This is a genomic window from Rhodococcus sp. 14-2483-1-1, assembly GCF_002259335.1.
Taxonomy (GTDB): domain Bacteria; phylum Actinomycetota; class Actinomycetes; order Mycobacteriales; family Mycobacteriaceae; genus Rhodococcoides.
Window position 1 is genome coordinate 222,384 of record NZ_NPFX01000023.1, and the last position, 13,507, is coordinate 235,890.

14 protein-coding genes are annotated in these 13,507 nt (G+C 64.6%); 6 read left to right on the top strand and 8 right to left on the bottom strand.

What is annotated here, in order from left to right:
- Positions 1 to 10: 10 nt before the first annotated feature.
- Entirely contained in the window at positions 11 to 805 is a 795-nt protein-coding gene (locus CH294_RS24335; RefSeq protein WP_094705078.1) for an enoyl-CoA hydratase-related protein, read from the top strand.
- 5 nt (positions 806 to 810) lie between these two features.
- On the opposite strand, the gene CH294_RS24340 is transcribed toward CH294_RS24335, so the two are convergent.
- Genes CH294_RS24340 through CH294_RS24350 form a run of 3 tightly spaced genes read right to left on the bottom strand, consistent with a single transcriptional unit; the run spans position 811 to position 3,071 of the window.
- Positions 811 to 1,503: a uracil-DNA glycosylase gene (locus CH294_RS24340; RefSeq protein ID WP_037155614.1), complete on the bottom strand. Its 693-nt coding sequence runs from the start codon at positions 1,501 to 1,503 to the stop codon at positions 811 to 813.
- Entirely contained in the window at positions 1,500 to 2,024 is a 525-nt protein-coding gene (locus CH294_RS24345) for a gamma carbonic anhydrase family protein (RefSeq protein WP_032377016.1), read from the bottom strand. The genes CH294_RS24340 and CH294_RS24345 overlap by 4 nt, the downstream gene beginning before the upstream one ends.
- Before the next feature lie 39 nt (positions 2,025 to 2,063).
- The gene (locus tag CH294_RS24350) at positions 2,064 to 3,071 is read right to left on the bottom strand and encodes a thiamine-phosphate kinase (RefSeq protein ID WP_094610648.1); all 1,008 of its coding nucleotides are present in this window, start codon (positions 3,069 to 3,071) and stop codon (positions 2,064 to 2,066) included.
- Between the two features lie 172 nt (positions 3,072 to 3,243).
- Between CH294_RS24350 and CH294_RS24355 the strand changes: the two genes are divergently transcribed.
- Together CH294_RS24355 and CH294_RS24360 are read left to right on the top strand one after the other, a co-directional pair.
- Positions 3,244 to 3,492 (top strand): Lrp/AsnC ligand binding domain-containing protein, encoded by a 249-nt coding sequence (locus tag CH294_RS24355; protein WP_032377015.1) that lies wholly within the window; start codon positions 3,244 to 3,246, stop codon positions 3,490 to 3,492.
- Between the two features lie 3 nt (positions 3,493 to 3,495).
- Positions 3,496 to 4,107, top strand: coding sequence for a DUF3515 domain-containing protein (locus CH294_RS24360; protein WP_032377014.1), 612 nt, complete (start codon positions 3,496 to 3,498; stop codon positions 4,105 to 4,107).
- Positions 4,108 to 4,116: 9 nt separating this feature from the next.
- Here CH294_RS24360 and CH294_RS24365 read toward each other — a convergent pair whose 3' ends face one another.
- The gene (locus CH294_RS24365; protein WP_249305481.1) at positions 4,117 to 5,223 is read right to left on the bottom strand and encodes a D-alanine--D-alanine ligase family protein; all 1,107 of its coding nucleotides are present in this window, start codon (positions 5,221 to 5,223) and stop codon (positions 4,117 to 4,119) included.
- A gap of 73 nt (positions 5,224 to 5,296) precedes the next feature.
- Positions 5,297 to 6,295: an NAD(P)H-dependent glycerol-3-phosphate dehydrogenase gene (locus CH294_RS24370; RefSeq protein ID WP_094739257.1), complete on the bottom strand. Its 999-nt coding sequence runs from the start codon at positions 6,293 to 6,295 to the stop codon at positions 5,297 to 5,299.
- A gap of 122 nt (positions 6,296 to 6,417) precedes the next feature.
- Here CH294_RS24370 and cofC point away from each other — a divergent pair, with 122 nt between their 5' ends.
- From cofC to CH294_RS24385, 3 genes are all read left to right on the top strand, one after another.
- Complete coding sequence (gene cofC / locus CH294_RS24375) at positions 6,418 to 7,188, top strand: 2-phospho-L-lactate guanylyltransferase (protein ID WP_094739258.1); 771 nt, start codon at positions 6,418 to 6,420, stop codon at positions 7,186 to 7,188.
- A 157-nt stretch (positions 7,189 to 7,345) separates the two neighbouring features.
- Positions 7,346 to 9,466 (top strand): RNA degradosome polyphosphate kinase, encoded by a 2,121-nt coding sequence (locus CH294_RS24380; RefSeq protein WP_230592509.1) that lies wholly within the window; start codon positions 7,346 to 7,348, stop codon positions 9,464 to 9,466.
- Positions 9,466 to 10,401, top strand: coding sequence for an NUDIX hydrolase (locus CH294_RS24385; RefSeq protein ID WP_094739259.1), 936 nt, complete (start codon positions 9,466 to 9,468; stop codon positions 10,399 to 10,401). The genes CH294_RS24380 and CH294_RS24385 overlap by 1 nt, the downstream gene beginning before the upstream one ends.
- Before the next feature lie 92 nt (positions 10,402 to 10,493).
- On the opposite strand, the gene CH294_RS24390 is transcribed toward CH294_RS24385, so the two are convergent.
- From CH294_RS24390 to leuC, 3 genes are all read right to left on the bottom strand, one after another.
- Positions 10,494 to 11,180, bottom strand: a complete 687-nt coding sequence (locus CH294_RS24390; protein WP_032377009.1) for an HU family DNA-binding protein — start codon at positions 11,178 to 11,180, stop codon at positions 10,494 to 10,496.
- A gap of 150 nt (positions 11,181 to 11,330) precedes the next feature.
- Positions 11,331 to 11,948 carry a 3-isopropylmalate dehydratase small subunit gene (gene leuD, locus CH294_RS24395; RefSeq protein WP_032377008.1) on the bottom strand — a complete coding sequence of 206 codons (618 nt, stop codon included), beginning with the start codon at positions 11,946 to 11,948 and terminating at the stop codon, positions 11,331 to 11,333.
- A 45-nt stretch (positions 11,949 to 11,993) separates the two neighbouring features.
- Positions 11,994 to 13,418, bottom strand: coding sequence for a 3-isopropylmalate dehydratase large subunit (gene leuC / locus CH294_RS24400; protein WP_094739260.1), 1,425 nt, complete (start codon positions 13,416 to 13,418; stop codon positions 11,994 to 11,996).
- Positions 13,419 to 13,507: the final 89 nt, after the last annotated feature.

A 13,507-nucleotide genomic window follows, 5' to 3' on the forward strand; every position in this document is an offset into this window, starting at 1 on the left:
AGTCCCGAACGTGACTTATTCGGACGCAGACATTTCCAGCAAGGTCGGCATCGAGGACGGTGTACTGCGCATCGTCGTCGCCACCGAGGCAGGCGGTGCCTCGCTCGACCTCGAAGGCATCGCCGACGGCACCTCGGCCCTCCGGTCCGTCAACGCCGGTACGACCGCAATCGGAAGCGTCCTGCTCATCGGACGGGGACCCAATTTCTGCGCCGGCGGCAATGTACGCGATTTCGCCGGTGCGGCCGATCGCAGTGCCTTCGTCGGTTCCGTCGCAGACACGTTCCATGCTTTCGTTCGTGAACTCGCAACAGTCAGCGTCCCGATCGTCGCCGGTGTACACGGCTGGGCCGCCGGTGCAGGCATGAGCCTGGTCTGTCTCACCGATATCGCCATCGGCGGACCGTCCACCAAGCTGCGCCCCGCGTACCCCTCGATCGGATTCACTCCGGACGGAGGAATGTCGTGGACGCTGCCCCGCATCGTCGGTTCGGGCCGCGCGATGGACATTCTGCTGAACGACTCGATCATCAACGGCGAGGAGGCAGTTCGTCTCGGGATTCTCAGCCGCCTCGTGGGCGACGACATCGTGGACAGCGAGGCCGAGCGCCTGGCTCGAACCCTCGCCAACGGGCCGACATCAGCGTACAAGGGAATCAAATCGCTGCTACAGGCGTCCGAATCCGCAACTCTGACAGAGCATTTGGACGCCGAAGCCGCATCGATTTCGGCGGCCGCATCCTCGCCGGCCGGACGAGAAGGCGTCGACGCGTTCGTGGAGAAGCGTCGTCCCGATTTCTCCTGATCCGATCACGGCAACGTCCAGTCGATCGGCTCGTCTCCCCCCTCGACCAACAACTCGTTGACTCGACTGAAAGGCTTGGACCCGAAGAACCCGCGTGACGCGGACAGCGGTGACGGGTGCGCAGATTCGATGTACGGCACAGATCCGAGCATCGGCTTCAGAGTCGCAGCGTCGCGTCCCCACAGAATCGCGACGAGACCCGGCGCGTCGGGATTCTCGGATCGCGCGACGAGAGCCCGAATAGCCTGCTCCGTCACCGCTTCCCACCCCTTCTTCCGGTGCGATGCGGCCTGCGACGGTTCGACGGTGAGCACCCTGTTGAGCAGCATCACGCCACGGTCCGACCACGGTGTGAGATCTCCGTTGCTGGGCGTGGGTAACCCCAGGTCGTCGGAGTACTCCTTGAAGATGTTGCTCAAGCTGCGCGGCACGGGCTTTACCTCCGGTGCGACGGAAAAGCTCAGTCCCACTGCATGTCCCGGTGTCGGATACGGATCCTGACCGACGATGAGGACCCGGACACGGTCGAAGGGATAGCGAAACGCGCGCAGAACGTTCTCTCCTGCAGGCAGGTAGTGCCGACCGGCGGCAAGCTCTTCCCGCAGAAAGTCGCCCATCGCGGCAACATTCGACTCGACGGGCGAAAGAGCATCCGCCCACCCCGATTCGACGCTCTCGGCGAGCGGCCGGGGCGTCATCGGTCGATCCGGCGCAGCGCGTCACGGTAGTACGCGGCATTGGCCGAGTACATCTGTACGTTGATGTCCACATGCCCTTCGGGGACCTGGTACCCCTCCCGGATCTTCGCGGGAACACCGAGCGCCATGGAACGTTCGGGAACGACGAACTTGAACGGCACCACTGCTCCCGCCCCGACGATCGAACCCGCCCCGATCTTCGAGCCGTTCAGCACCACCGAGCCCGAGGCGATGAGGCAGTTGTCTCCGATGACCGCACCTTCGACGTGTGCATTGTGCCCGAGTACGCATCCGGAGCCGATCACCGTCGCGTCGATCGGTGTGCAGTGCACCACGGTCCCGTCCTGGACGTTGGTCCCCGCGCCGATGGTGATGGTGCCGTAATCCGCCCGCAGAACTGCGGTGGGCCACACGGACGATCCGGCCGCGAGGGTCACCGCTCCGATGACGACCGCGTCGGGGTGGACGTAGGCGTCGGGATGAATGTCGGGTTCACGATCACCGAGTGCGTAGATAGCCATCTCAGCAACTTAGCCGACTCGATCGGACGTCGGCCGCGTTCACTCGCTCTCGAAGCTCGTCCACCCCGATCTACCCGAATGAACGCGTCCGTCGACCGTCACCCGACTCGCCCGGTCGTCAACGACGTGCTCGACACGGCCGATCACCGTCCATTCCGCCGGAACGGCACTGTGATCACCGAACGTTCCTACGAGAGCATGGTCCTCACCGCCCGTGAGTACCCAATCCAGCGGATCGACTCCCATTACCGTTGCTGCCGAACGCAATTCGACTGGAATTTCCAACAGCTCGGGATCGATGTCCATTCGGACGTTCGACGCATCGGCTATGTGGCCCAGATCGGACAGCAATCCATCGGAGACGTCGGTGAGTGACGTCGCGCCGGCCTCGGCGGCCCCGACCCCGGCGCGGTACGGCGGGACGGGAACTCGGTGTGCGTCGAGCACAGCGTCGTGGCCCGTTCTGTCCGTGTCCGCAAGCAGTAGAGCCAGTCCGGCGGCCGACCAGCCGAGCCGCCCCGCGTAAGCGATCACGTCACCGACACGCGCGCCCGATCGCAGCACCGGTGCCCTTCCCTGAAGATCACCGAGGGCGGTGACCGAGATCACCAGCTCCGGTGACTGCACCACATCGCCACCGACGATGGCCGATCCCGCGGCCACCGCCTCGAGCCACATGCCCTCGTTGAGACCGTCGGTCACACGCACCGGCGTATCGGCCGGGCATCCGAGAGAGACGAGAAAACCCGAGCACCGAGCGCCCATCGCGGCGATGTCCGCGCCGTTCTGCGCGATCGCCTTGCGGCCGATCTGCACCGGACTGGACCAGTCCAGCCGAAAATGCCTGCCGTGCACCAACATATCCGTCGATGCCGCGATTCTTCCGTCGGGCGCGGCGACGACGGCCGCGTCGTCACCGGGCCCGACGATGGTCGACGGAGGTTGCACGCGGTCTGCGACGGCGCGGGAGATCACCTCGAATTCGCCGATCTGCGCGACGGTGGGTTCGGCGTCTGCGGCCGACTCGGTGCCGGGGTCGTCGATGATGTTCCTCCTCGAGAACGCGGTGCGTGCGCGACGGACTCGCGCGGAGCGCGTGGCCCGCCTGCGGTACCTTTCAGAGGCGGCCGGGACAGCACCGACGCTGCAGGTTACGTGCACAGAGAACGTAGTCGACCCAATTTACAGTCGAGAAGTCCGGCAGGGAAAGGGACCACCGATGGTGCAAGCATTCGTTCTCGTTCAGACCGAGGTGGGCCGCGCGAGGGCCGTCGCGCAGCAGATCGAGGCCGTCGACGGAGTGGTCTCCGCGGAGGCCGTCGTCGGGCCCTACGACGTCATCGTGCGCGCCGACGGTGCATCCGACGCCGAGGTCGCCGAGATCGTCTCCCGCATCCAGAAGGTGGACGCCATCACTCGGACTCTCACCTGTCCGGTCGCTCCGCAGCCGACCGCGTCGGTCGGATAGCTCGTGAGCTCGACCGACGCAGGCAACGACGCCCACGACGACAACACCGACGGCAAGACCGACACCGACGGCACCCGCGAACAACGACACCCCGCCGTGATAGCCACCGCGATCGCGCTGCCGGTTGCGCTGGTGGTCGGAGTTCTGGTCGCCGCGATTGCGGTGAACCGTTCGCCGGTGCACGATCCGGTCGCGTTGGGCCCGGTCGACTCCCCGGACGCCACGAGTGCGCAATGTGCGTCGTTGCTCGACGCCCTGCCCGAGGACCTGGGCGACTACACCGCAGCCGAGCTGGCCGACCCTGCGCCTGCCGGGGTTCGCGCGTGGGTCTCGGCCGAGGAGAACGCCGAGCCGGTCGTGCTGCGCTGCGGCCTGACCCGTCCGGTCGGGTTCGATGTGGCTGCGCCGCTTCAGGTCATCGACGGCGTCCAATGGTTCGAAGTGTCCGGGGAGGACGACGGAATCGACGCCAGCACATGGTTCGTCGTCGATCGAGGTGTCTACATCGCCCTGACCATTCCGGGTGATTCCGGTCCGACGCCCCTGCAGGATGCGTCATCGGCAGTGTCGAACGCACTACCCCAGCAAGCCCTCGATCCGGCTCCGTTGCAGTAGCGGACGGAACTAGCGCAATCCCGTCCCGCGGGCGAGCGCAGTGTCGATCAGGGTGGTGATCAGCGTCGGGTAGTCGACACCGGATTCCGCCCACATCTTGGGGTACATCGAGATGGAGGTGAATCCGGGCATCGTGTTGATCTCGTTGATGACCGGGCCGTCTTCGGTGACGAAGAAGTCCACTCGCGCCAGCCCCTGACAGTCCAGCGCCCGGAAAGCGGCAACGGCGAGTTCGCGGATGCGGTCGCTGGTCGCATCGTCGAGAGCAGCCGGGATGTCGAACTCGCTGACATCGTCGAGGTACTTGGTGTCGAAGTCGTAGAACGCGTGATCGTCGACCTCCGCATCCGGAATGCGGATTTCGGCAATGGCGCTCGCGCGCACGGTTCCGTCCGGAAATTCGAGGACCCCGCACTCGACCTCGCGGCCGTGGATCATTCCTTCGACGATCACTTTGGGGTCGTGTTCACGCGCGACGGCTATCGCGGCGTCCAATTGATCCCACTCGGTGATCCGGGAGATACCGATCGACGATCCGCCTCTGGCCGGTTTGACGAACGCGGGCAACCCGATCCGGTCCCGCTCGACTGTGGTGAGGTTGTCGGCACCGCGGCGAAGTACGACCTGGCGACCGATCGGAAGCCCTTCGGCACCGAGCAGTTTCTTGGTGAATTCCTTGTCCATTCCGGCCGCGCTGGCCAATACCCCTGGCCCGACGTACGGGACGCCCGCCAACTCGAGCAGGCCCTGGAGTGTTCCATCCTCGCCGTACGGCCCGTGCAGTACCGGGAACACCACGTCGACAGATGTGAAGACCGTTGCGCCGTCTCCCTCGCCGAGAGCGATCAGCGCACCGGCGTGGCCCGGGTCGGTACTGAGGGTCAGTGCCGCACCGGCCTTGTCCACGGTGGGCAGCACCCGGTCGTGAATCGTCAGTGCACCGGCATCGGAGGAGCCGAGAACCCAGGCACCGTCCGGGGTGATGCCCACCGGGACCACCTCGTACTTGGCCGGATCGAGATTCTGCAGCACGCTACCTGCCGATACACAGGACACGGCGTGCTCGCTGCTGCGGCCACCGAAGACGACGGCGACTTTGATGCGGGGAGTACTCACGATGAGAAACCGTACCGTCGCTACCCGCTCGGCGCGGATTCGCCCTGTCGCTCGCGAGCGCGCGAACTTTGCCTCACTCGGGCTTGATACGTCGTCCCAACAGGTGACCGACCGCGTCCGGAACGGACATGCCCCCGTGACACACCCGGTGCACCGCATCGGTCAGCGGCATCTCCACGTCGTAGCTCTCGGCTAGCGCACGCACCGACGTGCAGGACTTCACACCCTCGGCAACCTGTCCGTGCGCTGCTTCCTGCGCGCTTTCGAGGGAACCACCCGAACCGAGGCGCTCACCGAACGTGCGGTTGCGCGAGAGGGGCGACGAACACGTGGCGACGAGGTCGCCTACGCCGGCCAGACCGGACAACGTCGACGGCTTGGCACCGAGTGCTACTCCGAGTCGGATGATCTCGGCCAAACCCCTGGTCATGATCGATGCCAGAGTGTTCTCCCCGTATCCGACGCCACTGGCCATCCCGCACGCGAGGGCGATGACGTTCTTGCAGGCTCCACCGATCTCGGCCCCGATGACATCGGAGTTCGTGTACGGCCGGAAGTAACCGGTGGCGCAGGACTTCTGGATCTCGAGGGCACGCTGGGAGTCCGAGCATGCGATGACGGTCGCGGCAGGCTGCCCCTCGGCGATCGGGCGCGCAAGGTTGGGCCCGGACAGACACGCCACCCGACTCGGATCTGCTCCGGTGACCTGAGCGATCACCTGGCTCATGCGCATGAGCGTGCCGGTCTCGATTCCCTTGGCCAACGACAGCAGTGTTGCGTGCGGCGGAATCGAGTCGGTCCACTCCCCCAGGTTGGCCCGCAGACTCTGCGACGGCACGGCCAACACCACGATGTCGGCTCCCTCGAGAGCACGAGCGGGATCGCTCGATGCGTGAATCGACGAGGGCAGCTCGATCCCCGGAAGGTAGTCCTTGTTCTCGTGGCCGTCGGTGATGGATGCAGCGAGCTCGTCACGGCGGGCCCACATCGTGACGTCGGTCCCGGCATCGGCCAGCACTTTGGCGAATGCCGTTCCCCACGACCCCGAACCCATCACCGCTGCTCTGCTCATGCCGCCAACCCCTCACCTGCTTGCCGATGCCCTCGTTCTTCGCGCGGCATCACCCTAACTCGCACACCGGCTCGGGCGGTCGGAGTCGGCACAGATCCGCGACGCTGGCAGGATCGAGCACCATGGGTGCACACCGATTCGACGACGGCGACCGAGTGGCCGCGTCGTCCGACCCTGCCCGCCGCGTTGTCGCCGTCCTCATCGCGGTGAAGGATCTCGCGGCGGCGAAGTCGCGGTTGGCGGCGGACTTCTCGGGTTCCGAGCGAACAAGTTTGGTGCTCGCGATGCTCAGCGACACCGTGGCCGCCGCAGACGCCGTATCGGTGGTGGATTCGGTCACGGTGGTCACCCCTGATCCCCTCGTCGCAGAGACCGCCCGCAGAATCGGCGCGCGAGTGTTCGACGAGCCGGTCGGCGATCCCGCACAGCCACCGGACGCACGTCTCAACCACGCGTTCGCGTCCGCGGCGGCCGTGTTGCGACGCGCAGAGGTCGTCGGCCGGCGACGAGAGCACGATGACGACGCCCGGATCGACATCATCGCGCTGCAAGCCGACCTCCCGGCCATGCGTCCCGCCGAACTCGCTCAGGCATACGCTGTTGCGCCTCGCGGAGGCCGATCACTGGTGGTCGATCACCACGGCACCGGTACCGCCGCGTTGATCCTCAAGGACTCCCCCGGCGAGCTCGCACCACTGTTCGGGGTGGATTCCGCACGCCGCCATGCCGAGTCAGGCGCACAGAAGCTCGACGGCACCTGGCCGGGTCTGCGGCTCGACGTCGACACTGCGGTGGACGTCCGCAGTGCATACCGGCTCGGGGTCGGACCCGCAACGGCTGCTGTCCTGCGCTCGCTCGGTTGGAGTGACGACGCATCGGCGACAACTGCGTGACCGAGTTTCGCCCATCGGAGTTTCACCCACGCCGGGTATGAGGGATGATCGTCCGGTGAGCAGAGACGACGCGCAGCCGGCCAACGAAGATCCGTCGAGGGAGACCGGGGAAGGCACCGGTTCGGAGCCGGTCTGGAGCGCTCCGATCGCAGCGACGATGCCGAGCATCCCCTCCGCGCTACCGGCCGCCACACCGGAGTCGGTGGACATCACCACCGTGCTCCCCGAAAATCGCTATCTCAATCGGGAATTGAGCTGGCTCGACTTCAATTCACGTGTCCTCGCTCTGGCGGAGGACTCGTCGCTCCCCCTGCTGGAACGGGCAAAGTTTCTCGCGATCTACGCGTCGAACCTCGACGAGTTCTACATGGTTCGAGTGGCCGGTCTCAAACGTCGCGACGAAACCGGTCTTTCGGTTCGATCCGCGGACGGTATGACTCCGCGCGAACAGCTCGCGGTGATCGGCCAGCGCACCCAGGAGCTCGCGCTCAAACATGCGCGAGTACTGCTGGATTCGATTCTGCCGGAGCTCACCGCAGAAGGCATCGCGATCATCCGGTGGTCGGATCTGGACAGCGACGAACGTGCCCGCCTCTCGGACTACTTCACCGAACAGGTCTTCCCAGTGCTCACACCACTGGCCGTCGACCCCGCTCACCCGTTCCCCTACATCAGCGGCCTGAGCCTCAATCTCGCTGTGACGGTTAAGGATTACTCCACAACCGGTGAGCATTTCGCTCGCGTGAAGGTCCCCGACAACGTCGATCGCTTCGTGCGGGTCAAGCGCGGCGAGGGCTCGCACCGCATCGACGCGTTTCTGTCGATGGAGGAGTTGATCTCGGCGCACCTCGACGTACTCTTCCCCGGCATGCAGGTCGTCGAGTCTCACGCGTTCCGCATCACGCGCAACGCCGATTTCGAGGTCGAGGAAGACCGCGACGAGGATCTGCTGCAGGCGCTCGAGCGCGAGCTGGCCCGTAGGCGTTTCGGCTCACCGGTCCGCCTCGAGATCGCCGACGACATGACCGAGCACATGCTCGAATTGCTGCTGCGTGAACTCGATGTCGACCCCGGCGACGTCATCCAGGTACCCGGACTGCTCGATCTGTCGTGCCTGTGGCAGGTCTACAGCGTCGACCGTCCCAATCTGAAGGACGCACCCTTCGTTCCGGCGACCCACCCGGCGTTCGGCGAGCGCGAGACCCCCAAGAGCGTCTTCTCGACGCTGCGCGACGGCGATGTCCTGGTGCATCATCCGTACGATTCGTTCTCCACCAGCGTCCAACGCTTCATCGAGCAGGCAGCGGCCGACCCGCAGGTGCTCGCCATCAAGCAGACGTTGTATCGCACGTCGGGAGATTCCCCGATCGTCAATGCGCTCGTCGATGCAGCCGGTGCGGGCAAACAGGTGGTTGCACTGGTCGAGATCAAGGCACGTTTCGACGAGCAGGCCAACATCGAATGGGCGCGCAAGCTGGAAAAGGCAGGCGTGCACGTGGTGTACGGCCTCGTCGGCCTCAAGACGCACTGCAAGACCTGCCTCGTGGTGCGCCGAGAGGGGTCGGTCATTCGCCGGTACTGCCACATCGGAACCGGTAACTACAACCCCAAGACAGCGCGCATCTACGAGGACGTCGGTTTGTTCACGTCGTCCCCGGAGATCGGTGCCGACCTCACCGATCTGTTCAACTCGCTCACCGGCTACTCACGAAAGTCCAAGTACCGCAACCTACTCGTGGCACCGTACGGAGTGCGCCGCGGCATCGTCGAACGCATCGAGGCCGAGGTCGAACACCTCAAGCAGGGACGTGCGGCGGGGATTCGTCTCAAGGCGAACGCGTTGGTCGACGAGCAGGTCATCGATGCGCTCTACCGCGCGTCCATCGCAGGCGTTCCGGTCAAGGTGGTGGTTCGCGGTATCTGCGCGCTCAAGCCGGGAGTTCCAGGACTGTCGGAGAACATCGAGGTTCGCTCCATCCTGGGCAGGTTCCTCGAGCACTCGCGAGTTCTGCATTTTCAGGGTGCGGACGAGTTCTGGATCGGCAGTGCGGACATGATGCACCGCAACCTCGATCGCCGAGTCGAGGTGATGGCCCAGGTCAAGGACACACGACTGGCGAACCAGCTGAGCGAGATCTTCGACTCCGCACTCGATCCCACCACGCGCTGTTGGGAGTTGGGACCGGACGGCGGCTGGGTCGCTTCACCCGCGCAGGGTGAGACAGTCCGCGAGCATCAGGTGGAGTTGATGCGTAGCCGGAGGAATCAGGCGTCCTGATGGGAACCTCCGATGGCTCCCCTCGCGCCAACATTTTTGCGGCCGGCTCTGTTCTGTGGCGACGATCTCCGCGCACCGACGGTTCCGTCGAGATCGCGTTGGTACACAGGCCGAAGTACGACGACTGGTCGTTCCCCAAGGGAAAGCTCGATCCCGGTGAGACCGCTGTCGATGCGGCAGTCCGAGAAGTCAAGGAAGAGACCGGATTCGACTCGCGACTGGGGCGGTCACTGTCCTACGTCACGTACCCGATCCCGGGCCACCGCCGGATGAAGAAGGTCCTCTACTGGGCGGCGGAGGCAACCGGCGGCGAGTTCGTCCCCAACGCAGAGGTGGACGAGGTGCGCTGGATAGCACCCGCAGACATCGGCCGCGAACTCTCTTATCCCATGGACCACAAGATTCTTCGCCGGTTCGTGGCGAAACCTGCCGACACCTCGACGGTTCTGCTGGTCCGTCACGGCAGCGCCGGCTCGCGCTCGCGGTACAAGGGCAACGACGTCGATCGCCCGCTCGACAAGACCGGACGACGTCAGGCCGAGTCACTGGTCTCGCTGCTTCGGGCATTCGGGGCCGACGCGGTGTACGCGGCCGACCGTGCCCGGTGTGTTCAGACGGTCGCTCCGTTCGCAGAATCGTTGGGAGCGGAGATCGTCCCGGAGCACCTGCTGTCCGAGGAGGGGTATGCCGATGACCCGCGCAAGGGGCGTCATCGCGCTCGCGACATAGCCGAACTGCCCGGCACGCCCGTTGTCTGCAGCCAGGGCAAGGTGATCCCCGACCTGATGCGCTGGTGGGCCGAAAAGGACGGAATCACGTTGCCAGCCAACAGGAATCGAAAAGGTAGCGTGTGGGTGCTCTCGCGTCACGACGGCAGGCTCGTTGCGGCCGACCACATTGCCAGCCCCCTACCCACCCTCATTTCCGGCACCTAGGGGACGCAACACGAGCGACAATAAGGCCCCCGACTCGGATATCGAATCGGGGGCCTTACTTGCATTCGTGCGAGAGGTGAAGCCTGCGGGCTCTACTTCTTCGCTGCGCGCTTTGCGGGAGCCTTCTTGGCCGGAGCCTTCTTCGCCGGAGCCTTCTTGGCTACGGTCTTCTTGGCTGCCGTCTTGGCCGGAGCCTTCTTGGCGGGTGCAGCCGTCGTGGCAGCCTTGCGAGCAGTTGTCTTGGCCGGAGCCTTCTTTGCAACTGTCTTGCGCGCGGTGGTCTTCGCGGGAGCTGCCTTCTTGGCTGCAGTCTTCGCGGGAGCTGCCTTCTTGGCGGCGGTCTTCGCGGGAGCTGCCTTCTTGGCAGCAGCGGTGGTTGCCTTGCGGGCGGTCGTCTTCACGGCTGCCTTCTTCGCAGCCGTCTTCTTTGCCGCCGCAGTCTTCTTGGCCGGAGCCGCTGCGGAACCGCGCTTGACGGCGGGACCGGTGGCAGGCAACTTCTGTCCGCCTGCGATGACTGCCTTGAACTGCGCACCCGGACGGAACGCCGGAACGTTGGTCGGCTTGACGCGAACGGTCTCGCCGGTGCGGGGGTTGCGCGCGACACGCGCTGCGCGACGACGCTGCTCGAACACGCCGAAGCCTGTGATCGTGACACTCTCGCCGCGGTGCACTGCACGCACGATGGTGTCGACGATGTTCTCGACAGCCTCTGTGGCGCTCCGCCTGTCAGACCCCAACTTCTCGGTCAGGGCGTCGATCAGCTCTGCCTTGTTCATGGAATTTCCTCCGCTATATGGTGGCCCATCGTCGGACCGACTACTACAACGGTAAACCCCAAGTCGTCAAGAGTCTATGCGCCACGCCAATTTTCATTTTGGTGTCGCGGAATGATTCACGGCCGCATAGCGTGTCGGACCCCCACCCGGTCAGCTTTCGGTCGGGGTCTCGATCCGCGCTGGGAGCGTCAGGGGTTTGTATGAAGGCCTTGACTTTTCATACTCCGTAATGGCCTCTACCTGGCGTAATGTCAATCCGATGTCGTCCAGACCTTCCAGCAGACGCCACCGGGTGTAGTCGTCAATCGCGAAGCGCACCACCAAAGTTCCAGCCGTTACGGTCTTGTCGACGAGGTCGACAATTATTTCCAGACCGGGCTGTTCTTCTAAGGCTTTCCACAGCAATTCGACGTCCGACTGTTCCACTTCGGCCGCCAGCAGCCCGGCTTTGCCCGAGTTCCCACGGAAGATATCGGCGAATCGGGACGCGATCACAACCCTGAAACCGAAGTCCGACAGCGCCCAGACGGCATGTTCGCGTGACGATCCCGTACCGAAATCGGGTCCGGCTACGAGTACCGAGCCACGGTTGTACGGCTCGAGATTCAGGATGAAGTTCGGATCCGAGCGCCACGCGGCGAACAACCCGTCCTCGAATCCGGTGCGCGTCACCCGCTTGAGGTAGACCGCGGGGATTATCTGATCGGTGTCGACGTTGGACCGCCGAAGCGGAACTCCGATACCGGTGTGCCGGGTGAAAGCTTCCATCGAATTGTCTCCTATGGGTTCGATCGATCCGAGCGAGGACGCGTTCTACGCGAGATCCGCCGGAGAGGACAGGGTTCCGCGAATTGCGGTAGCAGCAGCAACCAGAGGCGAGACGAGATGAGTACGACCGCCTTTGCCCTGCCTGCCCTCGAAATTGCGGTTCGAGGTCGACGCCGATCGCTCACCCGCCACCAGTTGGTCCGGATTCATCCCGAGGCACATGGAACATCCAGCCTGGCGCCATTCGGCCCCTGCGGCAGTGAAGATGTCGCCGAGGCCTTCCTCCTCCGCCTGCGCTCGCACCCGCATGGAGCCGGGTACCACCAACATTCGCACTCCCTCGGCAACTCGGTGTCCCTCGAGAACCGACGCAACGGCACGCAGATCCTCGATCCGGCCATTGGTGCAGGAACCGACGAACACGGTGTCGACGGCGATCTCACGGATCGGCGTGCCGGCTTCGAGACCCATGTACTGCAGAGCCTTCTGCGCCGACAATCGCTCGCCCTCGTCTGTCATCGACTCCGGATCGGGCACCCTACTTCCCAGCGGCGCACCCTGACCCGGATTCGTGCCCCACGTGACGAACGGCGTCAACGTATCGGCATCGATGTGGACCTCGTTGTCGAACACTGCATCCGGATCCGTCGCCAGCTCGTTCCACGACGCCACTGCTGCATCCCAGTCGGCTCCCTGCGGTGCGTGCGGGCGACCCTTCAGGTATTCGTAGGTGATGTCGTCGGGTGCGATCATTCCTGCCCTCGCACCGGCTTCGATCGACATGTTGCAGATGGTCATTCGCGCTTCCATCGACAGCTTTCGGATGGCCTCACCGCGGTACTCGAGGACGTAACCCTGCCCGCCGCCGGTACCGATCTGGGCAATGACAGCAAGAATCAGGTCCTTGCTCGTCACACCGGGTGCCAGTTCACCGTCGACGGTGATCGCCATCGTCTTGAACGGACGCAGAGAAAGAGTCTGTGTGGCCATCACGTGCTCGACCTCGCTGGTACCGATGCCCATGGCGATCGAGCCGAAGGCCCCGTGCGTCGACGTGTGACTGTCCCCGCACACGACGGTCATACCGGGTTGGGTCAAACCCAGCTGGGGTCCGATGATGTGCACGATGCCCTGATCGAGATCGCCCATCGGGTACAGCCGCACTCCGAATTCCTCGCAGTTTCGGCGAAGGGTGTCCACCTGGGTACGCGAGACGAGATCTGCGATGGGGGCGAAGATATCGGCCGTGGGGACATTGTGATCCTCCGTCGCGATCGTCAGATCGGGGCGGCGAAGCCCGCGGCCGGCCAACCGTAGACCGTCGAACGCCTGCGGACTGGTCACCTCGTGCACGAGGTGAAGATCGATGTAGATCAGATCGGGCTCACGAGCGCCGCCTTCTCCTCCGCCTCGGACCACCACGTGCTGGTCCCATACCTTCTCCGCCAAAGTCTTCGGTGTTTCGGACATCGGTGTCGTCGACCTCGCCTTCCTGTCGTCGCGTGGGCGAACTTCGCTGGTTCACCTCGCGTCTCGTCTCGACATCATGCCTCTCGGCA

Excerpts from the sequence above, each read along its gene's own strand:
- CH294_RS24340 (WP_037155614.1), bottom strand. The coding sequence starts at position 1,503 with ATGACGCCCCGGCCGCTCGCCGAGAGCGTCGAATCGGGGTGGGCGGAT.
- CH294_RS24390 (WP_032377009.1), bottom strand. The coding sequence starts at position 11,180 with ATGAACAAGGCAGAGCTGATCGACGCCCTGACCGAGAAGTTGGGGTCT.
- CH294_RS24345 (WP_032377016.1), bottom strand. The coding sequence starts at position 2,024 with ATGGCTATCTACGCACTCGGTGATCGTGAACCCGACATTCATCCCGAC.
- CH294_RS24355 (WP_032377015.1), top strand. The coding sequence starts at position 3,244 with ATGGTGCAAGCATTCGTTCTCGTTCAGACCGAGGTGGGCCGCGCGAGG.
- leuC (WP_094739260.1), bottom strand. The coding sequence starts at position 13,418 with ATGTCCGAAACACCGAAGACTTTGGCGGAGAAGGTATGGGACCAGCAC.
- leuD (WP_032377008.1), bottom strand. The coding sequence starts at position 11,948 with ATGGAAGCTTTCACCCGGCACACCGGTATCGGAGTTCCGCTTCGGCGG.
- CH294_RS24385 (WP_094739259.1), top strand. The coding sequence starts at position 9,466 with ATGGGAACCTCCGATGGCTCCCCTCGCGCCAACATTTTTGCGGCCGGC.
- CH294_RS24370 (WP_094739257.1), bottom strand. The coding sequence starts at position 6,295 with ATGAGCAGAGCAGCGGTGATGGGTTCGGGGTCGTGGGGAACGGCATTC.
- CH294_RS24380 (WP_230592509.1), top strand. The coding sequence starts at position 7,346 with ATGCCGAGCATCCCCTCCGCGCTACCGGCCGCCACACCGGAGTCGGTG.
- cofC (WP_094739258.1), top strand. The coding sequence starts at position 6,418 with ATGGGTGCACACCGATTCGACGACGGCGACCGAGTGGCCGCGTCGTCC.